Genomic DNA, 21,092 nt, shown 5'->3' with positions numbered 1-21,092 from the left:
TCGCGAACCCGCGCCGTCTACTTTCAGGGCGCGCGGCGCGGTTGGCTCAAATATCGGTCTTCCGCCAAATACCTTCTCGCTCCAGGACATTCTGCGCCGCCACCTGCTCGGCCGCCCGCTTGGAGCGCTCGGTACCGGTTGCCGGCATCACGCCTGCGATCTCCACCGTGACCGTGAAACGGGGATCGTGATCCGGGCCGGAGCGTCCGTCTATGCGGTAGACTGGCGTCGTGGCGAAGTTGGCATGCGCCCACTCCTGCAGTTCGGTCTTGGCGTCGCGCCGGCCACCATGCTCTGCTTTCGCCCGGTTCTGCCAGTTGCGCAGGATGAAGCCCCTCGCCGCTTCCAGGCCGCCGTCAAGATAGATTGCCCCGATCAGCGCCTCCACCACATCGGCCCTTACGTTCAACATCGGCTTGCCGGTCAATTTCTTGACATCCTGACCGGTTCGAATGAACTGGTGCAGGCCGAGTTCGTCGGCAACCTTGGCGCAGGTCTCGGCGCTGACCAGTTGGTTGAGACGCACCGAGAGTTCACCCTCGCTCGCTTCGCGAAAAGTCTGAAAGAGCAGCTCGGCGACGCAAAGGCCGAGCACCCGGTCACCCAGGAACTCAAGCCGCTCGTAGTTGCTGCCTTTGGCCGGCCGGGCACTGGCGTGGGTAATCGCCCGGTCAAGCCGCTCCTTGCTTGTGAAGGCATAGCCGATCGCCGCCTCCAAGCGGAGGCGGTTTTCCTCGTTCAGCGGCTTCGCCGATTTCATTCGACGACCTTGAAGAGCCGATCCCAGCGCAGGTTTGCCGGCCACTTCCAGACTTCACGGAAGGCGGTGTCGTTGCCGAGCGAAAAGAAGATCAGGCTGGCGCGGCCGATCAGATTCTCAGCGGGCACGAAACCGACGTCAAAACGGCTGTCCGCGGAATTGTCCCGGTTGTCGCCCATCATGAAGTAGTGGCCTTCGGGAACGATGAACTCGCGGGTATTGTCGCCGACCGTGCCGATACGGGTGTCGAGCGTGTCGAAGGAGACGTCGTTGTCCAGCGTCTCGCGGAAAACGGGAATGTTCTCGCCGGTGTCATATTGGTCGTCAGCGCGGAAGAAGCCGTTCGGCTGGCGCGGCACCGGCTTATCATTGATGTACAGCACGCTGTCGCGGACCTGAATGCGGTCGCCCGGAAGACCGATCACGCGCTTGATGTAGTCGATGTCCGGGTTCGGCGGAAAGCGGAAAACTGCAATGTCGCCACGCTCGGGCTCGCTTGCGAAGATGCGGCCGGAGAACAGGTCCGGCGAGAACGGCAGCGAGTACTTGGAATAGCCGTAGGAAAACTTGTTGACGAACAGATAGTCGCCGACAAGCAGCGTCGGCATCATCGATCCCGACGGAATCGTGAAGGGCTGGAACAGAACGGTTCGGATGACGACCGCGAGCAGGAGCGCCTGTATGATGACCTTGACGTTTTCCCACAGGCCGCTTTCAGCCTTCTTGATCTTCTCTGTCACGCCTGTTTTGTCCTTTTGTGCTACGACCGCGCCCTCTCTAGCGCATGTTCGGTCGAATTGAAATCGCGACCGCAAAAATGACGCACGGCAAGCTTTCGCACGTCAGGGGCGGCCGGCGAGGGGCAGCGCTTCGATGATCACGAATGCCTGGGCCAACGGGAAGTCGTCGGTAATGGTGATGTGTATGTGCGCTTCATGCCCGGCAGGCGTCATCGCCTTCAGCCGCTCCCCTGCTCCGCCGGAGAGATGCATGGTCGGCTTGCCGCCAGGCAGATTGACGACACCCATGTCCTTCCAGAACACGCCCTGCGCAAGCCCTGTACCGAGCGCCTTGGAACAGGCCTCCTTGGCCGCGAAGCGCTTCGCATAGGAGGCTGCGCGGTTTTTGCGGCCATCCGATTTTTTGCGTTCGATTTCAGTGAAGCAGCGGTGCGTGAAGCGTTCGCCGAAGCGCTCAAGCGACTTCTCCACTCTCCGGATGTCGATCAGGTCGCTGCCGATACCGATAATCATGCACGTCTCTCCAGTTCAGATCTGCCGCGGCGCAATCGTGAGCGTCCCTCAGGCTGCCGGCGGCAAGCTTTCCTGCCCATGGTGGCGAACGAAACGCTTTCGGCGCCGCCGCCGATAGACCTCCACACCGACGCGTGTCGTGGCGTAGGCTACAATCGCCGCCGGCAAGCCGAGCGCGAGGGAGCCAAAGAGCATGGGTTCCAGCACCGGCCCCCAAAGATCGCGAAAGGTTTGGGGGTCGAACAGATGCGCGAGCTCGACGGGAGCGCCGCCGTCTTTGGAATTGGTCCCCAGCATTAGTTCACCCATCTCATACGTTCCGGCCCAGATGAAGGGAAGCGTCAGCGGATTGGCGATGGCCGTCGAAAGCGCTGCCGCCACGAGGTTGCCGGCCAGCGCATAGGCCAGCGCGACCGCGACGACGACATGCAAGCCCAGGAAGGGAGTGAAGGCGGCCAATGTGCCCGCGGCGACGCCGATTGCAACCGCGTGCGGTGAGGCGGACAGCCTCAGGATCCGCTTTCCGAGGTAACGGAACGGTCGATTAAGGCCCTTTCGCGGCCAGAAGAACTCACGGACCCGGTCACGCCAGGTTGCCGGTTTTCGGCGTCGGAACAACATAGGCCTGACATAGCGCATATCCGCGAAAATCGAAATCGCGGAAAATGCGCAACTACAGCATGCTGGCGCGCGCTCGTTTCAGAGAAAACGAACTCGCTGTCGCGCAATGCATGCCGAGGAGTGGCGCACGCAAGCTGCTGCGCCACGAAAGTCGCGGACCTTAGTAGTACTTGCGGAACAGGCCGCGGTCGATCTGCCGCTGGCGATATTCGAGATCGATGCGGTCGACTGCGCCGTTGAGATATGCCACCTCGCGGTCGGCGGAAGTCGGCAGGCGCAGGGCGCGCGTGAAATTCTTGAGCTGCTTCAACATTGGCTAAACCCCTTTTGGTTTTGCCCTCCCGAACAAAGAGATAAGAAAAACGACCTGAAGCAACCAGCGCTAGTAACAAATCCCAGACATGCACAGAGCGCATATCGAAAGATCAAAACCTAGGCATCCCTGCATTTATTTTGGCAAGGATGCGCAATTTCTGCATAGAAAGCACACGTGCGGACTACGCGAACACGCGGTTCACCGTAGAAACGCAGTGCAGTTCCTTGATCTGACTGATGATCTGGTTCAGCTGGCGAAGGTCCCACACCTCAAGGTCCATCTGTACCTCGGTGAAGTCGGCGGCCACACGCGTCATCGACATCGAACGGATGTTGACGTCGCCGGTGGCGATCACCTGCGTCACCTCCGCAAGCGACCCGGGCTCGTTCAACTGATTGATCAGGATGCGCGCCATGAAGCGGGTGTTGTTGGCCTCGTCGAGGTCCCAGCGGACATCGATCCAGCGCTCCGGCTCGTCATCGAATTTCTGCAGCGCCGGCGACTGGATCGGATAGATCGTGATGCCCTTGTCCTTTTCCATAATGCCGACGATGCGATCGCCGGGGACTGCGCCGCCTTCTGAGAAATGCACCTCGGCGTTGCCGGAAAGCCCCCGGATGGGCAGCGCCTCCGGCCCTGCCCCCATCGCCGCATCGACTTGCGCTTTCGACTTGCCCGGCAGCTTGAACACCATGCCGGCGGCGCTGCGCATCGGAAACCAACCCTCCTCCTGGTTGGGTTTCACGGTCACCCGTTCGTCCTGATGATCGGGAAAGACCGCGCGCAGCACATCGAGGGAGGAGAGTTCTCCGCGGCCCACCGCGGCGATCGCATCCTCGACCTCCTTGTGGCCGAGACGATGCAGGACCGGCTTCAGGGCGTCGCGCGAGAAGGTCTTGCCCGCCCGATCGAAGGTGCGCTCGATAATGCGATAGCCGAGCCCGGAGTATTGCTTGCGCACAGCCGCGCGCGTTGCCCTGCGGATCGCTGCACGCGCCTTGCCGGTGACGACGATCTCTTCCCAGGCCGGTGGCGGCACCTGGATGCCGGAGCGGATGATTTCGACCTCATCGCCATTGTTCAGGCGGGTGACGAGCGGCATAATGCGCCCGTTGATCTTCGCGCCCACACAGGTATCGCCGATGTTCGTGTGGACGGCATAGGCGAAATCGATCGGCGTTGCGCCTCTCGGCAGCGTGATCAGCTGCCCCTTGGGGGTAAAGCAGAACACCTGGTCCTGAAACAGTTCGAGCTTCGTGTGTTCGAGGAATTCCTCGGGATTGTCGCCTTCAGCCAGCGATTCGATCGTACGGCGCAGCATCGAATAGGCGTTGGACGGCAGCGCGTTCTTGTCGCCGTTGCCGTTGCCGTTCACATGTCCGTCCTTGTAGAGCGCATGGGCGGCGATGCCGTATTCGGCGATATCATGCATGCGCTTCGTGCGGATCTGCAGCTCGATGCGCTGGCGCGACGGGCCGATGATCGTGGTGTGGATCGACTGGTAATCGTTCTGCTTTGGCGTCGAGATGTAGTCCTTGAAACGCCCCGGCACGACACGCCAGCGCGTGTGCACGATGCCGAGCGCGCGATAGCAGGAGGGAGCGTCGTCGACCAGGATGCGGAAGGCATAGACGTCCGACAACTGCTCGAAGGAGAGCGACTTCGACTGCATCTTGCGGAACACCGAATAGGGCTTCTTCTGCCGCCCCCTGACGACGGCCGTCGTCAGCCCGTTGGCAACCAGCAGTTCGCCAAGCTCCGCCTCGATTTTGCGAATGAGGCCCTCGTTGCGCTGCGACATCTCCGCGAGCCGGCGGGTGACCGTCTCGTAGGCTTCGGGATTGATGTGGCGGAAGGCGAGGTCTTCCAGTTCCTCGCGCATGTCCTGCATGCCCATGCGGCCGGCGAGCGGCGCATAGATGTCCATCGTCTCCTCGGAAATGCGCGCCTTCTTCTCGGCCGACATATGGTCGAGCGTGCGCATGTTGTGGAGGCGGTCGGCAAGCTTGACGAGCAGCACGCGCACGTCGTCGGAGATCGCCAGCAAGAGCTTGCGCAGGTTTTCCGCCTGCTTGGCCTTCTTGGTGACGAGGTCGAGCTTCTTGATCTTCGTGAGGCCCTCGACAAGTGCGCCGATGTCCTCACCGAAGAGCTCGTCGATCTCGGCGCGGGTTGCCGTCGTATCCTCGATCGTATCGTGCAGGAGAGCGACCGCGATGGTCGACTCGTCGAGCTTCATATCCGTCAGGATGGCCGCCACCTCGAGCGGATGGGAGATATAGGGGTCGCCGCTTGCCCGCTTCTGCTGGCCATGTTTCTGCATGGCGTAGACGTAGGCCTTGTTCAGCAGGGCCTCGTTCGCATCGGGCTTGTACTTCTGAACCCGCTCGACGAGTTCATATTGGCGCATCATCCGGCTGTCACTCCTACTGCGCCGCACGTCCGACCGGACAGGCTCAGGACGCAGTAACATTTTGAATCTGCGCACAATCCGATCCGAAAATCGACACTGAAATTCGCGATCATACGCCTACAACGAAAAAGTGCGCCGATCGTAAGGACGGCGCACTGCACTTCACTGACCAGACACGGCTAGTCCTTCATCAATAGTCGTCGCTCTTCTCCGGGGGAACAAGGCCCTCGATGCCGGCGAGCAGTTCTTCCTCGGACATGCGGTCGAAGGTGACGACCTCCGGCTGGTCATCTTCGTCTTCCGCGACCACGAAACCGGCAGCTTCGTCGGCAGCAATGGAAGCTGCATCGGGCTCCGGCTCGTCCACTTCGACATGCTTCTGCAGCGAGTGGATCAAGTCTTCCTTGAGGTCGCCCGGCGAGAGCGTCTCGTCGGCGATCTCGCGCAGCGCAACGACCGGGTTCTTGTCGTTGTCGCGATCGACGGTGATGGCAGCGCCCTGCGAGATGAGGCGCGCACGGTGGCTTGCGAGAAGAACCAGCTCGAAGCGGTTGTCTACCTTGTCGATGCAGTCTTCAACTGTGACACGGGCCATTGCCTGTCCTTTGCGGTCGAGAATTTCGGGGTTTGCATGCCCGATACAATCAATGGGCCGCAAATTCAAGTTTTTCCTTAGCCGCTCCTCTGCCTCTGCCCGGAATCGACGCGCCGTAGGGCGCCACGGGCGGCCCAAATCGTCTTCCACAACGCAAACGCCGATCCGATCACAAATTCGCCGCTTTCAACCTGCGTTTGCTTGGAAAATTCTAGGCCCTGACCTAAATCGCGTATATGATCGCTTCTTAATGTTTGTGATCCGGAAATGCTTAACCGCGTCCGACTCGTCCAGATTTTTCAAGCGCTTTCGGTAAAAGGATACGGCTGAATGTTTGATCCCCGCGAAAAGATCGCACTCTTCATCGACGGCGCCAATCTCTACGCTGCTTCGCGCACGCTCGGCTTCGACATTGACTACCGCAAGCTGTTAAAGGCCTTCCAGAAGCGCGGCTATTTGCTGCGCGCCTACTACTACACCGCGCTCATAGAGGATCAGGAATACTCCTCGATCCGTCCCCTGATCGATTGGCTCGACTACAACGGCTACAAGGTCGTGACCAAGCCGGCCAAGGAGTTCACCGACTCGCTCGGCCGCCGCAAGATCAAGGGCAACATGGACATCGAGCTTGCGATCGACGCCATGGAGCAGTCCGAGACCGTCGATCATCTGGTGATCTTCTCCGGCGACGGCGACTTCACCACGCTGGTGGAGGCCCTGCAACGCAAGGGTCGCAAGGTCTCTGTCGTGTCGACGCTGTCGACGCAGCCGCCGATGATCGCAGACGACCTGCGCCGTCAGGCCGACTACTTCATCGACCTTGTCACGTTGAAGGCGGAAATCGGCCGCGATCCTTCCGAGCGTCCGGCAAGGGCGACCGATCACCCGGCGGACGAGGTGACCACCTGAACACAGCGGTCAGCCGCACTTATCCCGGGACGGAAACGACCCGGGATCATTCGAATTGCAATAAAATCCGACTGAAACCGCTCAACTTTTCTCAACGGAATGCTGGTAACGAGAACCCTGGACGCAGGAGATACGTCAGGGAATGCTGAGCGCACTATCGAACATCAACGGGGCCGCCCACCAGGTTTCAGCCGGTCGGGCACAGGCCATCACCACGCGCACGGAAGCCGCCGTTGCCGCACTCGCCGCGCTGTCGCCTGCCCAGCCGCTTCCCTCGGTCTCCGATCCGTTCGAGGATGACGACAGCTTTTCCTTCCTCTACCGCCCTAACGGACGGCCATCTGGCAGCGATACTTCGACGTCGTCGACACAAAGCGTCGCCGATAGCAGCGTATCCCAGAGCCGACTGGGCATGGAGAGCACCCAGCTTTCGTCACTGCTGTCATCATTGATGGCGCCAGCAGCGACGCGCGATGCGGCTGCGCCGTCGACGGCGGGTGCCCCGCTACCGGCCGTGCAGGAATCCCTGATAGCAAAGCTCTATCAGCAGTTTTGATCCCATAGCAGAAAGCAGGGGCAGCCTGATCGGGTTACCCGGTCAAGGCTTGGGCTTATTTTGCCGTGTTAGCGGACGTATGGCCCCTCATCTCCGGCTGCTGGCACCTACACGTTGAGTAGCAGGCCGCACCGCTCTTCCCTCTCCCGCTTTCGCGGGCTGGGGGCAGGACCTGGCCTGTGTAGCTGAGTTCAATATCGGCGTTGCTACCGGCCAACTGGCGCCCAAGCCTTTGCGCTTAGCCGCGGTCCTTCAACAACCGGCTTTTCTGGCGATTCCAGTCGCGCTCCTTTGCGGTCTCGCGCTTGTCGTGCAGCTTCTTGCCCTTGGCGAGCGCCAGCTCCATCTTGGCGCGGCCGCGATCGTTGAAATAGATTTTCAGGGGCACCAGCGTCATGCCCTCGCGGTTGACCGCGTTCTGTAACCGATGCATCTCACGCTTGGAGAGCAGGAGTTTGCGGCGGCGGCGCGTCTCGTGGTTGAAGCGGTTCGCCTGCAGGTATTCCGGCAGATAGGAATTGATGAGCCAGATCTCGCCGTCCTCGTCGGACGCGTAAGATTCGGCGATGTTGGCCTTACCTTCCCGCAAGGACTTGACCTCCGTTCCGGTTAGCACCAGACCGGCCTCGCAGGTATCCACGATCTCGTAGTTGAAGCGGGCTTTTCGGTTTTCCGCCACGATCTTCTTGACCGTCGTGGGCTTGGCCTTGGTCGCCATTGTCAGCCTCAGTTCAAAAGGGCCGCGTGCCGGAGCGCTGCGTCCAGTGCCGCCTCAGTCGAAGGCTCGAGCGTCGAAAGCAGCGGGGAACGCACGGCGCGGTTCATGCCGCGTACGCGATTAAGCGCATACTTTGCACCGCAAACGCCCGGCTCCATGAAGATCGCCTTGTGCAACGGCATCAGACGATCCTGGTACTCAAGCGCCTTCGCGTAGTCGCCTGCGAGCATGGTTTTCTGGAACTCGGCACAAAGCCGGGGGGCCACATTTGCCGTCACCGAGATGCAACCGACCCCGCCGTGGGCGTTAAAGCCGAGCGCGGTGGCATCCTCGCCGGAAAGCTGGACAAAATCCTTGCCGCAGGCGATGCGCTGCTCGGACACCCGCTCGATCTTGCCGGTGGCATCCTTGACGCCGACGATCGTCGGAAAGGCCTTGGCCAGCGCGCCCATCGTCTCAGGCGTCATGTCGACAACCGAACGGCCGGGAATGTTGTAAATGACGATCGGCAGCTTCACCGCCTCGGCAATCGCCGCGAAATGCGCAAACAAGCCCTTCTGGGTCGGCTTGTTATAGTAGGGCGTAACCACCAGGATGGCGTCGGCGCCCGCCTTCTCGGCGTGCTCGGCGAGTTCGATCGCCTCTTTCGTGTTGTTGGAACCGGCACCGGCGATCACCGGCACCCGCTTCGCCGCCACCTCGATGCACAACTCGATCACGCGCTTGTGTTCGTCGTGCGACAGTGTCGGGGATTCGCCCGTGGTCCCAACGGGAACCAGCCCGTGGCTGCCTTCGGCGATCTGCCACTCGACATGATCGGCGAAGGCGGCTTCGTCGACCGCGCCGCTTTCGGTGAAGGGGGTGACGAGAGCGGGTATGGACCCGTTGAACATCCAGAACTCCTAGGGCCAGAACGGTTGGGCTGAACCCACGCTTTGGCCGTATTCCATGGTTAAAAGCTGCCGCACCATAATCATGTGACGATCGGGCGGCAAGCGGCGGATTCTGCGTTTTTCCCATTTCCGGGGCATGTTGAGGACGGCCATGCACACATGGCGGGGCAGCGCGAATGGCTGCTTTCGGGAGGCGGCAATTACCAGGGTAACACTTCGTTAAGACAACGAACCGTTAATCAATCGAGACAGTTTCAATTGCGCCGCCGGCGCAGGGGAATCAGTGAGCCGGATCCTTCATGACGACGACCAACAGCTTCGCAGTGCTCCTTCTGCTTGCGGCCGGGGGCTTCGCCACGACCGCTTCAAGCGCGCAGCTTCCGACCGACGATGCGCCGCTCCCGCGCATCAAGCCGCTCGGTTTCGCCGCAGGTCAACCCAGCCGTGAATCAGCCAACCCGCTTGCGAGCGGATCGGCGCAGGTATCGACAAGCCTCAAGAATGGGCTCGATGCGCTTTCCAACAAGGATGCCGAGACGGCCCTGCGTGTTCGTGACGGCATGCAGGACGGCCTCGACCGACATATCCTGACCTGGGCCATCGCCGTCTCCGGCCAGAAGGGGGTTCCGTCCTATGAAATCGCCGCCGCGCAGAAGGAACTCAAGGGGTGGCCCGGGTTGAAGGTGCTGCGCGCCAATTCGGAGCGCGCGATGGCGCGCGAAAACCCGACGACCCGAAACGTTCTTGCCGCCTTCGGCACGACCCGCGCTGAGACTGTGGACGGCGGCATCGTGTTGGCACGCGCCCGCCTTGCAGATGGCGACATCGCCGGGGCGGCGCAGACGCTGCGACCTTTCTGGCACAAGGACGCACTCGACAAGGATACCGAGACCAAAATTCTCGACGAATTCGGAACTGTCCTTACCACTGCAGACCATCGCAAGCGCATGGATATGCTACTCTATCGCGAGCGGACGCAGCAGGCGCAGCGATTCGGCGAATTGGCACAAGCACAATCGCTCTATCGCGCATGGGCCGCCGTCATCGGCAAGGCGAAAAACGCCGATGCCCTTGTGAAGGCGGTCGATCCGTCATGGCACAAGGACCCGGCATATGCCTTCCTGCGGGCGGAACTCGCAAACCGTGCCGAAAACTATGAGCTGGCAGCCCGACTTTTGTCGATTTCGCTCCCCGAGGATGTCATTCCCAACGCACCAGCGGCGTGGTGGGTAGAGCAGCGGATCGCCAGCCGTGGCCTGGTCGACCAGCGAAATTACCAGGCAGCCTATCGTTTGGTCACAAACCACGCTGCCAAAAGCGAGACCGACGTGGTCGAGGCGGAGTTCCACGCCGGCTGGTATGCCCTGCGTGGGCTGAAGGATACAAAGTCCGCCTCTGCCCATTTTCAGAAGATTTTGCGCGTCTCAAACCGGCCGCTTGCCGTGTCGCGCGCCTGGTACTGGATGGGCCGCGCCGCAGACGCCGACCAAGCACCGCAGGCGCAGGAATATTACGCCAAGGCGGCGACCTTCAGCGGCACTTACTATGGCCAGTTGGCCGCCGCCCGAATCGGGCGAACAGTCCTGAACGTCACCTACCCCACGCCAACGGCCGACGAACGCGCCCGCTTTCACTCGCGCGAAGCGGTGCAGGCGGTCGACCGACTCTCTGCCGCTGGTCATACCTGGCGCGCCGACAGTCTCTACCGTGCGCTGGCGGAAGAACTTCAAAGCCCTGGGGAACTAGCGCTGCTTTCGGCACAAGCAGAGCGTGTGGGCAATCACCAGCTTTCCCTGCAGGTCGGCAAGATCGCCTTCGGGCGCGGTATCGACGTCGCAGCCCTGGCATTCCCGGTCGGCGTCATCCCCTCGAATGCCAACATTGCCGGCTCCGGCAAGGCGCTCGCCTATGCGATTGCACGGCAGGAGAGCGCCTTCAACCCGGCGGCCGTATCACCGGCAAATGCCCGCGGGCTCCTGCAACTGATGCCCGGGACCGCGCAGGGTGTCGCCAAGCGCTATGGCCTTGCCTACTCCAAGGAGCGCCTGACGAGCGACGCCGGCTACAACGCCACGCTCGGTGCGCATTTCCTCGGCGAGCAGATCAGCGACTTCGAAGGCTCCTATATCCTGACCTTCATCGCCTACAACGCCGGTCCGCGCCGCGTGAACGAATGGATGAAGCGTTACGGCGACCCGCGCGGCAAGCCGATCGATGAGGTGGTGGACTGGGTGGAGCGAATCCCGTTCTCGGAAACGCGAAGCTACGTCCAGCGCGTGATGGAAAACTACCAGGTCTACAAGACCCGCCTTGGCCAGACGGCCGATATCGTGCACGATCTGCGAATTGGTCGGTAAGCGCGCCATCTTCTCTTGTCAGACCTGGGACGGCCACGCAGGTGTCATTGCAACAGGAGCAGCAACGCTTGAAGGACTTGGTCGGACACGAAGCCACAATCACGCACGATCAAGGCATCGGATTTGAAGAGCGGTACTTTCCGGCGCGCGACGGCTTGATGCTCTATGTCCGCGACTATCGCCCAGCAGATCCATCCGCCGTGCTACGTGCGCCTATCGTCTGTCTTGCCGGTCTCAGCCGCAATGCGCGCGATTTCGATCAGTTCGCATCCATGATCTCCTCGGATAGCGAGCGGCCGCGACGCGTGTTGGCACTCGACTATCGCGGCCGCGGCCGCTCTGGCTGGGACGAGAACAAGGCGAACTACAATCTGGCCGTGGAATGCGACGACGTACTGACGGCGATGGCTGCCTTCGGCATCGAACGCGCAATTTTTGTCGGCACCTCCCGTGGTGGGCTGATTCTGCACCTGCTTGCCGCGAGCAAGCCGGACATGCTTGAGGCGATGATCCTGAACGACATCGGGCCGGTGGTCGAAGTGGCAGGACTACAGGAGATCACAGCTTATCTAGGACGCGGAAGCGAGCCGAAGGACTGGAACGACGCCGCAAATATCCTGCATTCCACCCATGGCCCCACCTTCCCCGCTCTGACGGCGATGGACTGGCACGACATGGCGCGGGCGATTTATGCGGAGAAGGACGGCCGTATTGTTGCTGACTTCGATCCGGCGATCGCAGAGCAACTGCGGGCGCTCGACCTGGCCAAGCCCCTGCCAGAGCTCTGGCCGCAATTCGAAGCTTTCAAAGCCATACCTGTGATGGCGGTGCGCGGCGAACACTCCCGGCTCTTGTCCGATAAGACGCTCACGAAAATGGCACGGCGTCATCCGGGCCTGCGGTCCTGCATCGCCAAAGGCCAAGGACACGCTCCGCTCCTGCACAAATCGGACATTTTTACAGCGATCACGGAGTTTCTCCGCACGATCTGAAGCCCGTCCCGGGCATTTAGCGTTACCAGGCCGACCTGATGGTGAAGGCGCAAAAAGTCGTCCCCTTGCGCGCGGCCACTTGGCCGAAACGCAAAGAGCCCGGCTCGAAAGCCGGGCTCCGTCCAAAATGACCGAGGTCAGATCAGATTAGAACGAACGCTGGAAGCGGAGGAAGCCGCCCCAATCGTTGGCTTCGTCGCCGTTGGCATCCGAGTAATCAGATACGTAGACAACTTCCGGACGGACGGTGAAGCCCGGAACGACGTCGTAGGCAGCGCCGACGGTGACTTCGAACTCGCCGGTGTCGGTGCCATCAACACCCTCATCCTGGAAGTTCACGTCGGTGTAGATCGCGAGCTTTTCGGTGGCCTGGTACTGTGCACCGAGCCAGACAGCCCAGTCGCCGTACCACTGAGCGTAGGCGTTACGCTCGTCGCCGTCGGTGTTCCAGCCAGCCATTACGAACGCGCTGAAGGCGCCGAACGTAGCGTTGATACGGCCCTTGATGGCGCCCTGTTCGACGACGGCGTCATAACCGCCAACGAGGAAGCCCTGGAAGCCGCCAGCCGAGTAGCCGAGGCCAGCAACGACGTTCGGAACGTAGGTGTCCGTATCGGTTCCGAAATCCTGGACATTATCGGTCGGGTCTTCAACAGCGGCGGTGAAGGAGAAGCCGTTGTTTACGTCACCGTAGGTGTAACGGATCTGCGTGCGAGCCGTGTCACCGTAGTTGACTTCGATGTAGTCGTTCGCGGCATAGCCGCCGCCGATGTAGCCGCCCGCGAACAGCGAGTCGGTGAAACCGATCAGGAAGCCGGCGAATTCGATGTAGCCGTGTGCCAGGTTCGAGCTGGCGCCGTTGTTGTTGTCCTTCTGGAACTCAACTTCGGCGTAGGTCTTCAGCGCGCCGTACTCGGTGTCCGTCGCGGTCGAGAACCGCAGGTTTGCACGGGAACGGGTGTAGTAGGTGTCGCCGCCGCCACCGTCGACGGTGTCCTGACCGAGAACGTCGCCGCCACGGAAGTCGACGCGGATGTAGCCGCCGATCTTGAGGCAGGTTTCGGTGCCGGGGATGTAGAAGTAGCCGGTGCCGAAAGCGTCGCAGACGCGAACGTATTCCATCGGCTCGGGCTCAGCAGCGACGATTGCGTCAGCGGCCTGTGCGCCGGATACTGCTGCGAGAGCAGCAGCGGAGCCGAGAAGAAGGCTCTTGATGTTCATTTCTGACCTCCAGTCAAAAGTTTCATTCGGGTCTGGGTCTTTTTGCTGAAGGACAGCGTTTCCCTGCCCCATCCCCAATTCCAGGAAGCGGACGATCACCGCCCCTGCTTCCGGAGTTGAAAATACAAGACGAGGATGCGGAGGCAATCTCCAAACAGCCGGAAGGAAGCGTTTGCCTCACCCTTCCGGTTCCCCTGTTGCGCAAAGGACACAAAATTGTAACCGGGAGACAGGGAAATTTACCAGCCGTTAACAAAGTCCCATAGGATCCCAGCACTTAGCCGGCCGAATCCTGCTCCGCGCTTTGACCATGAGGAGGTTGATTCACGTGGGATTCGCGGCAAAAGCGCACCGAACTCGCCCGATCCCTGGCTGGAAAGCCACAGACTTCCCCTTCCGGAGGGCAACATCAGTACGACGAAACATGTGCCGATTCGAGAATCAGAAGACAAATCTAAAGTGGGAACCCGGCCGAAGCCGGGTTCCCCGATAGCGGTCAAACGGATCAGAAGTTCCGCTGGAAGCGGAGAACGCCGCCCCAGTCTTCTGCCTTCGAGCCGAGCTTTTCGTCGGCATCGCTGCGGTAGTTGACTTCCGGGATGATCGAGAAGCCCGGTACGATCTGGTAGGCAACGTTCAGGGCGGCTTCGACGTTGTCGCCGTCGTCGAAGTTGACAGAACCGTTCAGCGTGGCCTTTTCGGTCAGGCTGTACGAACCACCGAGCCAGACGGCCCAGTCGCCATCCCAACGGGCGTAGTTGTTCTGGAACTCGCCGTCCGTGTTCCAGCCGGCCATCGCGAAGAGCGAGACCTGACCAAAGGTCACGTCGCCGCGAACCTTGATCGCACCTTCTTCCATCGACTCGTCGTAACCACCGACTGCACGGAGCTGCCAAGCGCCGCCGTTGTAGCCGAGAGCGGCAACGATGTCGGGCATGTAGTTGTCGTCAGGTACGCCGGCATCCCAGACATCATCGCTGTCGGTGTCGCTGTCGTCTTCAACTGCAAGGGCAAACGAGAAGCCATTGCCAGCGTCGTAGGTGTAACGGATCTGCGTGCGGTTGAAGTCACCATAGTCGACATCATAGAAGTCGTTGATGGTGTTGCCCGCGTCGCCGGTGAAGGCGGTGAAGAGCGTATCGGTGTAACCGACGAGGATGCCACCGAGCTCGATGTAAGCCTGATCGAGTTCAGTCTCGCTCTGGTTGTCGTCAGCCTGGAAGAGGAGTTCCGCGTAGGTCTTCAGGGCACCGTATTCGGTGTCGGAAGCCGTCGAAACGCGCAGATTGAAACGCGAACGGGTCTTCCAGGAGTCGCCGCCGCCACCTGGGAAGGTGTCCTGACCATTGATGTCGCCGCCCTGGAAGTCAACGCGAACGTAGCCGCCGATCTTCAGGCAGGTCTCGGTGCCGGGGATATAGAAGTAGCCGGTGCCGAAAGCGTCGCAAACGCGAACGTATTCCATCGGCTCAGGCTCGGCGGCGACGATCGCGTCCGCAGCCTGTGCGCCGGAAACTGCTGCAAGCGCTGCAGCGGAGCCGAGAAGAAGGCTCTTGATGTTCATTTTTGACCTCCAGTCAATTCTGATCTGATTGCGCCGGCGAACGAACGCGTCGTTCATCCGTCCGACTGACGCATGTCCGGGGCGGGAACCCCCGACTTGCCGGCGCCAAATTGCAGCCAAACCGGCGCCACGCAATCGACAAGTTCAAATATTCTTCAAGCTTTTGAAATAGACTCAAGCTGTTGTTGCAATAATAACACGCACGATTTTGCCGTATTCCAACTATCCGCTGGATTTTATTGGAACATTAGCTCTGAAATTACAAACAACATTGTCACTTGGGCACAAATTTGTTCCTTGATGTAGCTTTCAATACTTATAAGCATTCTGCTATGCGCAAAACAAATACTACATTTCTGGCGCAGAATTTTCTTGCTTATACTTCATTGAGTGGTTCAAACCTGCAGTCTCCGCCGCACCGAATCCGCATCGCGGTGACCTACCGACGGCCGACTTGCCTGCTGCGGCCCGATGAGCGAACATGTCCAAACGAGAAAGGTACAAGCGTATGCCCGCGACCTTTGCCACGCGTATCGCGTTCACCATGGCCGCACTGGCCTCATGGTGTTCCGTCGCGGTTGCAGACGATGCGATCAAGCCCGGCGAACACCGGAACTCGGAGCCGGGCGAACCGTGCGCTGCTTTCGGCCCCGGCTATTTCAAGCTGGCCGGCACCGAAACCTGCATCAAGATCGGCGGCAGCGTCCGAATCGATGTGGGCGCCGGCGACGTTGAAGGCGGTCGCCGCGACAACGCCCGATGATTTTGGCGTGCACTCGGAAGGGCGAAGGCTGAAAGAAAAGTCGGCAGGGCGAAGATGCGATTGCGGCCCGGAAGCGCGGTCACAGGCCTGAAGCATCGGCGGCTCTTTGCCGCCCGAACGCTCGACGGAGCAGGCCATGCGGATAGAAAGTGTCCCTTTGGTCCTCATGATGACCCTGGCAGCCGCAAACGCCAGAGCAGCCGACGCAATCGTTTCCACTGAGTCGGCGCCCATCGAATATGTCCGCGTTTGCGACGCCTTCGGCGCAGGACATTTCTACATCCCCGGCACCGAAACCTGCCTGAAGATCGGCGGCTATCTCCGGATCGAAGCGGCTGCAGGTGATCCGAACGAGCAGGATACCTTTCCCGGCGGCGGTGGCGATTCCTGGTCCACGCGCTCGCGATTCGACCTCCGCTTCGACACCGCGACCGATACTGAATTTGGCGCGCTAGCCACTTTCGCCGAGGCAGAGATCCAGAATGACGACAACGGTCCCACCAGCATCGATATGGAGAACATGTATCTGGAACTGGGCGGCCTGCGGGTCGGCTACTCCGACACCCTCTATACCGAATTCACGGGTGACGCGGGCACCACCATCAAGGACTACTACGACGTCGACTACGGCGACTTCGGCCGCACCCAGATTCGCTATTCCTACGACATGGGGATGGGTTTCCGTTTTGCCCTATCCGCCGAGGATCACAGCAAAGACAACACGGCCTTCGCCCTGCCGAACGAGAATCAGGGCGACGACAACTACATGCCGGACCTGGTCGGAGCTGTCGGCTATGCAGCAGATGCTTTCAAAATCCGCGCCGTTGGCGGGTACGACGAATCGATGAAGGCTGGCGCGCTCAAAGTGCGACTGGATCGCAACTTCGGTCCCCTTGATCTTTTCGCCATGGGCGGATGGAACACCGACGGTGACGAGCCGAACAACTATGCGCGCTGGAGCGGCGACTGGGCGCTTTGGCTCGGCGGCTCTTTCAAGATGACGGAGAAGGCGACGATGAACGCCTCGGCAAACTTCGACGAAGGCGGCGACGCCGAAGCCTCGCTCAACCTCAGTTACACCGTCGTGCCCGGTTTCGACGTCACACCGGAAATCAACTACCGCAACAAGATGGATGAAAAATCAGGTCCCGATGCGGAGAATTGGGGTGGGGTCATCCGATTCCAGCGGAATTTCTGACATGGCCGACAAGCAAAAAAAGAGCCCGGCATCGCCAGGCTCTTTAGCGCACGTCGCGCGCATGATTGCGATAGGCCCAACCGGCGCTATCGCTGGAAGTTGACCACCATCCCCGGCTCTGCCTGCTCCGTCTCCGCAACGCCCAGTCCCGTTGCCACCACCGACACCCTGAACTTGCCGGCCAGTTCCTGATCGAAGATCGCGCCGACGACAATGTTGGCGTCATGATGCACCTCGTCGCGAATGCGGGAGGCCGCTTCGTCCACCTCGAACAGCGTCATGTCGGTGCCGCCGGAAATCGAGATCAGCACGCCCTGGGCGCCCTTCATCGAGGCTTCGTCGAGCAGCGGGTTGGCAATCGCGGCTTCTGCCGCCTTCATCGCCCTGCCCTCGCCCGTGGCTTCGCCGGTCCCCATCATGGCGCGGCCCATGTCCTTCATGACCGCCCTGACGTCGGCGAAGTCGAGATTGATCAGACCTTCCTTGACGATCAGGTCGGTGATGCAGCTGACCCCGGAAAAAAGGACGCGGTCGGCCATGACGAAGGCGTCGGCAAAAGTCGTGTTGGCCGTGGCGACGCGGAAGAGATTCTGGTTGGGAATGACGATGACCGTGTCGGCACTCTCGCGCAGGCGCGCGATTCCTTCTTCCGCCATCTGCATCCGCTTGCGCCCCTCGAAGCTGAAGGGCTTCGTGACCACGCCGACGGTCAGGATTCCAGCGTTGCGGGCGGCCTGGGCGATCACCGCGGCAGCACCGGTGCCCGTCCCGCCGCCCATTCCGGCGGTGACAAAGCACATGTGCGTGCCGGACAGATGATCCATGATCTCGTCGATCGATTCCTCGGCCGCGGCGCGGCCGATTTCGGGATGCGCACCCGCTCCAAGGCCGCCGGTGACATCGGCGCCAAGCTGGATGATGCGCGACGCCTTGGACATGGTGAGGGCCTGTGCATCGGTGTTGGCGACGACGAATTCCGCCCCTTGCAGGTTCTCGGCGATCATGTTGTTGACGGCGTTGCCGCCGCCGCCGCCGACACCGATCACGGTGATCTTCGGCCGCATCTCCGCAACCTCGTGGGGCCGGGCATTCGTCATGTTTCGTCTCCTCGTAGCGTCAGGGCGGCGCGTTCCGTCGGTCATCCGCGGTCGCGAATCACTGCATCCCCGTTTGTGAATAGTGGATAGCAGATATCTGCGGCAATTGGACGAAACCGGCGGTCTGTTAATGACAACGCCACGCAACCAGGAAAGAGGAGAATTGTGACATTCTCCCGGCAAGGCGGGCGTAGCTTTCGTCAATCAACAGCTTTGAGACCCCGCGGACAGGAGAGCCGGAGCGGGCATGAAATAATCAATGGCTGTTGCAAGCTGCTCGTAGGTACGGCGCGGTGGCCATCACTTGATATCGTGCTTCTTCATTTGAAACACCTCGAACCGCCTCGCCTCGTCCTCCGTCAGGAACGCCGTGTGCACGGTGTTGTCGTCGATGCGCACGGTCACGATCCATTTTCCGCTCTGCTGCACGACTGTAACGGCCTTTGCCGGTCTGTTCCCGCTGTTCAATTATTCGCCTCCGATGCTCCACCAAAAGCTCGACTATGGTCGTCGAAGGAAGCGCGTGGTTCAAGTTCTCGAGCGGCACCCGTGGTAAATGATTCGTGAATGAACCAACGGTCCACGACAGGCCGGCCGCGCGGGCGGCGCGAGAAGCAAACGATAGGGAGAATGCTACGTGAGCATGATGAAGTTGACGGCCAGATCGATCGAGGGAACATACACCGCTGACCGAGCCGATCGCGCGCAGAGCCTCAGCTGTTTCGCCAGCCAAGGATATGATGTTTGGATGTACCAGCGCATCGAATAGCGCACGAATTCATGCCGCGTATGCGCGGTAAAGCTTCCGAAGCGCCGATAAAGTTCCCTGCCTCCTTCGGTTGCCGCGTCGGTGTCAAGCTCCATGCCATAGCGCGCCGCCATCATTCCGCCCTCCAGGATGAGCAGTTTTGTTCCATGCTGATGCCCGCGCGGATCGTAGGTGATCCTAAAAAGCTTGACTAACCCGTCCCCACCCCACGTAAGGGCAACGGCCGCTTCGATGCTGTTTGGATGCGCCCCCTCCGCCGTCGCCTTGCGTCGCGCCGCAATAAGGCGGGCCTGCGGCGGATTACGGCTGACGGCGTCGGCAAGGAGCGCCTGATCGAGTGCCGGGCTGCAGTAATTGCGTTCCCCCGCCATTTCCAGATTGCTGACGAAAAATCGGACGAACTCCACCGGCGAAATCTCGATGACATCGAGGTCCCTCTTGGCGGCACGCAGCATGGTCCTGATGCGGCTGCCTTTCATCGAGGCGATCAAATCGCTGCCGTCGGTGGGGGGTGAATAAACAAATGTCGTCTGCGGCCATGTCCGGAAACCGGCGCCATCGAATGCCCTCTTCAGGATGTCGATATCTTTGGCATGGGGCCCGGCTATCAGGCCGAACATCACGTTACCCGGAAGCTGCGCGATCAATTGCCGGACGATGCGAAGCTTCTGTTTTTCGTCAGCGCTTTTGTCTGCGACAAGACAGTGCAAGTAGGACGAGGGCGGCTGCTCCCCGCGCCGCATCCCGGTCTCGTCGGCCGCCGCAAAATACTCCAGTGCACCAACAACTGTGCCGTGCCTCATGACGCGAACTTGGCGCAGCATCCCGTTTGCGCCAGTGTCTATGGTAACGGCCGTGGTGCCGTGAACAATATGACTGATACCAGAATAGACCAGCTTGTTTAGGGCAAACTGAACCTGCTCGCGGAGAACACGTCTCCACATTGTGGGATGCTTGCCGGGCCAACGCGGCCAGCGAACCTGGATCCTGTGGAGAACTTCCCCCATGACACTGTCTGTCCTGCAACATGACAAGATCAGCCGGCCCGACAAAAACGTCGGCCCGGATAAAGCGAGTCATCATCCCAGCCTTCCTCATCGAATGCAACCCATGGGGTGCGCCAACCTTCGCATGCCCGCTTTTCGGGCGCACGGCAATGGTTGATGCGCGTGTCTGGGGTCCTCCTGCTCACCACTAGATGAGGGTTCGGCGGCAGCCTCCGCCATTGCCAGCCACAGGCCATCTATGGGGGTTCCGCCGCCGCGGGTTCCGCGGCGACGAAAAATTGCCAAACTTGGCAAGCAAAAGACCGTGCGGGACACCACAATCAGATGTATTCGGGAATAAATATTCCCCGTAGCGGAGACTGCGTTGATGGCGAAAATGGCTAGTATTACGGGCGACCATGGAACGCCTTCCTCTCACGCAGGCGCGGATCGGATCGACCCTGTCAAAATGATCGGAACCCGCATCGCGTATACAATCGTCGGAGCAGCGACCGGAGCGGCGGCCGTAGCCTTAACCGCCGCTCTGATTTACTCCTAAGGCGCCAGATTGCCTCACGCCGCACTGGCGGCCGCATAGACCTCGCCGAAAGGCTGGAAAGAGGCGCTGATCAAAAACGGCGCGCTGTATCGCCCGAGTGAAGGGTAGGGTAGCTATGATGGCTCAGAATTGTCTACCACCAGTGTTGGCGGCCATGATGGACGAGGTAATGGTTCGTCAGGAAATCGCGGATCACGCAGCCGCTTTAGCATCTCAGTTGCGCGAAGCGCTGGGTGATCCTGCAGAAAGCCTTGCATCGCATCGAGTTTCTTTTCGATCCGTGCAGCGACGACTTCGCGAGATACAGCGCCGGATTCGATAACGGCTTCCAGAATGGCATCTACGACAGCGTACTCGACAGCATGGTTCTTGATGCGGTCGATGCTCTGACCGAGGTCAACTTCGATGTTTTTCGAGAACCCGTCAGCAAGGCTTTCCACGGCCATTTTCAAGTTGGCGTTACTTTCGGCCAACTCGCGGACAATGTTCAATAGATCCTCTACAGTCCGCGCCAGCGCGAGAGTCGTTTCATCGCTCAAGCGGTCCCCTCCG

General features: G+C 60.5%; 21 protein-coding genes. 6 read left to right on the top strand and 15 right to left on the bottom strand.

The window, feature by feature from the left end:
• Nucleotides 1-46: 46 nt before the first annotated feature.
• The 7 genes from rnc to rpoZ all read right to left on the bottom strand — a co-directional run bounded on the left by rnc (nucleotide 47) and on the right by rpoZ (nucleotide 5,958).
• Nucleotides 47-760, bottom strand: a complete 714-nt coding sequence (rnc, locus tag IB238_RS03110) for a ribonuclease III (RefSeq protein ID WP_192243466.1) — start codon at nucleotides 758-760, stop codon at nucleotides 47-49.
• Nucleotides 757-1,500 (bottom strand): signal peptidase I, encoded by a 744-nt coding sequence (lepB, locus tag IB238_RS03105; RefSeq protein ID WP_192243464.1) that lies wholly within the window; start codon nucleotides 1,498-1,500, stop codon nucleotides 757-759. The genes rnc and lepB overlap by 4 nt, the downstream gene beginning before the upstream one ends.
• Nucleotides 1,501-1,602: 102 nt before the next feature.
• The gene (gene acpS, locus IB238_RS03100) at nucleotides 1,603-2,013 is read right to left on the bottom strand and encodes a holo-ACP synthase (RefSeq protein WP_192243462.1); all 411 of its coding nucleotides are present in this window, start codon (nucleotides 2,011-2,013) and stop codon (nucleotides 1,603-1,605) included.
• A gap of 48 nt (nucleotides 2,014-2,061) precedes the next feature.
• Complete coding sequence (locus IB238_RS03095; protein ID WP_192243460.1) at nucleotides 2,062-2,634, bottom strand: DUF2062 domain-containing protein; 573 nt, start codon at nucleotides 2,632-2,634, stop codon at nucleotides 2,062-2,064.
• Nucleotides 2,635-2,794: 160 nt separating this feature from the next.
• Nucleotides 2,795-2,947 carry a DUF3563 family protein gene (locus tag IB238_RS03090; protein ID WP_192243458.1) on the bottom strand — a complete coding sequence of 51 codons (153 nt, stop codon included), beginning with the start codon at nucleotides 2,945-2,947 and terminating at the stop codon, nucleotides 2,795-2,797.
• Between the two features lie 184 nt (nucleotides 2,948-3,131).
• Complete coding sequence (locus IB238_RS03085) at nucleotides 3,132-5,363, bottom strand: bifunctional (p)ppGpp synthetase/guanosine-3',5'-bis(diphosphate) 3'-pyrophosphohydrolase (RefSeq protein ID WP_192243456.1); 2,232 nt, start codon at nucleotides 5,361-5,363, stop codon at nucleotides 3,132-3,134.
• 190 nt (nucleotides 5,364-5,553) lie between these two features.
• Complete coding sequence (gene rpoZ, locus IB238_RS03080) at nucleotides 5,554-5,958, bottom strand: DNA-directed RNA polymerase subunit omega (protein WP_192243454.1); 405 nt, start codon at nucleotides 5,956-5,958, stop codon at nucleotides 5,554-5,556.
• Between the two features lie 330 nt (nucleotides 5,959-6,288).
• Here rpoZ and IB238_RS03075 point away from each other — a divergent pair, with 330 nt between their 5' ends.
• Nucleotides 6,289-6,867, top strand: coding sequence for an NYN domain-containing protein (locus IB238_RS03075; RefSeq protein WP_192243452.1), 579 nt, complete (start codon nucleotides 6,289-6,291; stop codon nucleotides 6,865-6,867).
• 142 nt (nucleotides 6,868-7,009) lie between these two features.
• A complete protein-coding gene (locus IB238_RS03070) occupies nucleotides 7,010-7,423 on the top strand; it encodes a hypothetical protein (RefSeq protein ID WP_192243450.1) in 414 nt (137 codons plus the stop codon).
• A gap of 238 nt (nucleotides 7,424-7,661) precedes the next feature.
• Here IB238_RS03070 and smpB read toward each other — a convergent pair whose 3' ends face one another.
• Nucleotides 7,662-8,141 carry an SsrA-binding protein SmpB gene (gene smpB / locus IB238_RS03065; protein WP_192243448.1) on the bottom strand — a complete coding sequence of 160 codons (480 nt, stop codon included), beginning with the start codon at nucleotides 8,139-8,141 and terminating at the stop codon, nucleotides 7,662-7,664.
• An 8-nt stretch (nucleotides 8,142-8,149) separates the two neighbouring features.
• Nucleotides 8,150-9,034 carry a 4-hydroxy-tetrahydrodipicolinate synthase gene (gene dapA / locus IB238_RS03060; protein WP_192243446.1) on the bottom strand — a complete coding sequence of 295 codons (885 nt, stop codon included), beginning with the start codon at nucleotides 9,032-9,034 and terminating at the stop codon, nucleotides 8,150-8,152.
• Between the two features lie 299 nt (nucleotides 9,035-9,333).
• Here dapA and IB238_RS03055 point away from each other — a divergent pair, with 299 nt between their 5' ends.
• Both IB238_RS03055 and IB238_RS03050 read left to right on the top strand, forming a co-directional pair.
• Entirely contained in the window at nucleotides 9,334-11,391 is a 2,058-nt protein-coding gene (locus IB238_RS03055) for a lytic transglycosylase domain-containing protein (protein WP_192243444.1), read from the top strand.
• 158 nt (nucleotides 11,392-11,549) lie between these two features.
• Complete coding sequence (locus IB238_RS03050; RefSeq protein WP_192247317.1) at nucleotides 11,550-12,383, top strand: alpha/beta hydrolase; 834 nt, start codon at nucleotides 11,550-11,552, stop codon at nucleotides 12,381-12,383.
• A 147-nt stretch (nucleotides 12,384-12,530) separates the two neighbouring features.
• Here the strand turns inward: IB238_RS03050 and IB238_RS03045 are convergent, their stop codons facing one another.
• Together IB238_RS03045 and IB238_RS03040 are read right to left on the bottom strand one after the other, a co-directional pair.
• Nucleotides 12,531-13,604: a porin gene (locus IB238_RS03045; RefSeq protein WP_192243442.1), complete on the bottom strand. Its 1,074-nt coding sequence runs from the start codon at nucleotides 13,602-13,604 to the stop codon at nucleotides 12,531-12,533.
• A gap of 505 nt (nucleotides 13,605-14,109) precedes the next feature.
• Entirely contained in the window at nucleotides 14,110-15,168 is a 1,059-nt protein-coding gene (locus IB238_RS03040) for a porin (protein ID WP_192243440.1), read from the bottom strand.
• A gap of 481 nt (nucleotides 15,169-15,649) precedes the next feature.
• Here IB238_RS03040 and IB238_RS03035 point away from each other — a divergent pair, with 481 nt between their 5' ends.
• Both IB238_RS03035 and IB238_RS03030 read left to right on the top strand, forming a co-directional pair.
• Complete coding sequence (locus IB238_RS03035) at nucleotides 15,650-15,931, top strand: porin (protein ID WP_192243438.1); 282 nt, start codon at nucleotides 15,650-15,652, stop codon at nucleotides 15,929-15,931.
• 136 nt (nucleotides 15,932-16,067) lie between these two features.
• A complete protein-coding gene (locus tag IB238_RS03030; RefSeq protein WP_192243436.1) occupies nucleotides 16,068-17,129 on the top strand; it encodes a porin in 1,062 nt (353 codons plus the stop codon).
• An 86-nt stretch (nucleotides 17,130-17,215) separates the two neighbouring features.
• Here the strand turns inward: IB238_RS03030 and ftsZ are convergent, their stop codons facing one another.
• The 4 genes from ftsZ to IB238_RS03010 form a co-directional block, all read right to left on the bottom strand.
• A complete protein-coding gene (ftsZ, locus tag IB238_RS03025) occupies nucleotides 17,216-18,226 on the bottom strand; it encodes a cell division protein FtsZ (protein ID WP_192243435.1) in 1,011 nt (336 codons plus the stop codon).
• Between the two features lie 300 nt (nucleotides 18,227-18,526).
• Entirely contained in the window at nucleotides 18,527-18,694 is a 168-nt protein-coding gene (locus tag IB238_RS03020; RefSeq protein WP_192243433.1) for a hypothetical protein, read from the bottom strand.
• Nucleotides 18,695-18,859: 165 nt separating this feature from the next.
• Nucleotides 18,860-20,002: a hypothetical protein gene (locus tag IB238_RS03015; protein ID WP_192243431.1), complete on the bottom strand. Its 1,143-nt coding sequence runs from the start codon at nucleotides 20,000-20,002 to the stop codon at nucleotides 18,860-18,862.
• Between the two features lie 651 nt (nucleotides 20,003-20,653).
• Entirely contained in the window at nucleotides 20,654-21,079 is a 426-nt protein-coding gene (locus IB238_RS03010; protein ID WP_192243429.1) for a hypothetical protein, read from the bottom strand.
• Between the last annotated feature and the right edge of the window lie 13 nt (nucleotides 21,080-21,092).

This window comes from Rhizobium sp. ARZ01, assembly GCF_014851675.1.
In the GTDB taxonomy this organism is placed as follows: Bacteria; Pseudomonadota; Alphaproteobacteria; order Rhizobiales; family Rhizobiaceae; genus Mycoplana.
This window is presented reverse-complemented; position numbering and strand designations above follow the sequence as displayed.

Excerpts from the sequence above, each read along its gene's own strand:
- IB238_RS03035 (WP_192243438.1), top strand. The coding sequence starts at position 15,650 with ATGTCCAAACGAGAAAGGTACAAGCGTATGCCCGCGACCTTTGCCACG.
- ftsZ (WP_192243435.1), bottom strand. The coding sequence starts at position 18,226 with ATGACGAATGCCCGGCCCCACGAGGTTGCGGAGATGCGGCCGAAGATC.
- smpB (WP_192243448.1), bottom strand. The coding sequence starts at position 8,141 with ATGGCGACCAAGGCCAAGCCCACGACGGTCAAGAAGATCGTGGCGGAA.
- IB238_RS03040 (WP_192243440.1), bottom strand. The coding sequence starts at position 15,168 with ATGAACATCAAGAGCCTTCTTCTCGGCTCCGCTGCAGCGCTTGCAGCA.
- IB238_RS03075 (WP_192243452.1), top strand. The coding sequence starts at position 6,289 with ATGTTTGATCCCCGCGAAAAGATCGCACTCTTCATCGACGGCGCCAAT.
- IB238_RS03085 (WP_192243456.1), bottom strand. The coding sequence starts at position 5,363 with ATGATGCGCCAATATGAACTCGTCGAGCGGGTTCAGAAGTACAAGCCC.
- IB238_RS03045 (WP_192243442.1), bottom strand. The coding sequence starts at position 13,604 with ATGAACATCAAGAGCCTTCTTCTCGGCTCCGCTGCTGCTCTCGCAGCA.
- acpS (WP_192243462.1), bottom strand. The coding sequence starts at position 2,013 with ATGATTATCGGTATCGGCAGCGACCTGATCGACATCCGGAGAGTGGAG.
- dapA (WP_192243446.1), bottom strand. The coding sequence starts at position 9,034 with ATGTTCAACGGGTCCATACCCGCTCTCGTCACCCCCTTCACCGAAAGC.
- IB238_RS03050 (WP_192247317.1), top strand. The coding sequence starts at position 11,550 with ATGCTCTATGTCCGCGACTATCGCCCAGCAGATCCATCCGCCGTGCTA.
- IB238_RS03090 (WP_192243458.1), bottom strand. The coding sequence starts at position 2,947 with ATGTTGAAGCAGCTCAAGAATTTCACGCGCGCCCTGCGCCTGCCGACT.
- IB238_RS03055 (WP_192243444.1), top strand. The coding sequence starts at position 9,334 with ATGACGACGACCAACAGCTTCGCAGTGCTCCTTCTGCTTGCGGCCGGG.
- rpoZ (WP_192243454.1), bottom strand. The coding sequence starts at position 5,958 with ATGGCCCGTGTCACAGTTGAAGACTGCATCGACAAGGTAGACAACCGC.
- IB238_RS03030 (WP_192243436.1), top strand. The coding sequence starts at position 16,068 with ATGCGGATAGAAAGTGTCCCTTTGGTCCTCATGATGACCCTGGCAGCC.
- rnc (WP_192243466.1), bottom strand. The coding sequence starts at position 760 with ATGAAATCGGCGAAGCCGCTGAACGAGGAAAACCGCCTCCGCTTGGAG.
- IB238_RS03095 (WP_192243460.1), bottom strand. The coding sequence starts at position 2,634 with ATGTTGTTCCGACGCCGAAAACCGGCAACCTGGCGTGACCGGGTCCGT.
- IB238_RS03070 (WP_192243450.1), top strand. The coding sequence starts at position 7,010 with ATGCTGAGCGCACTATCGAACATCAACGGGGCCGCCCACCAGGTTTCA.
- IB238_RS03015 (WP_192243431.1), bottom strand. The coding sequence starts at position 20,002 with ATGGGGGAAGTTCTCCACAGGATCCAGGTTCGCTGGCCGCGTTGGCCC.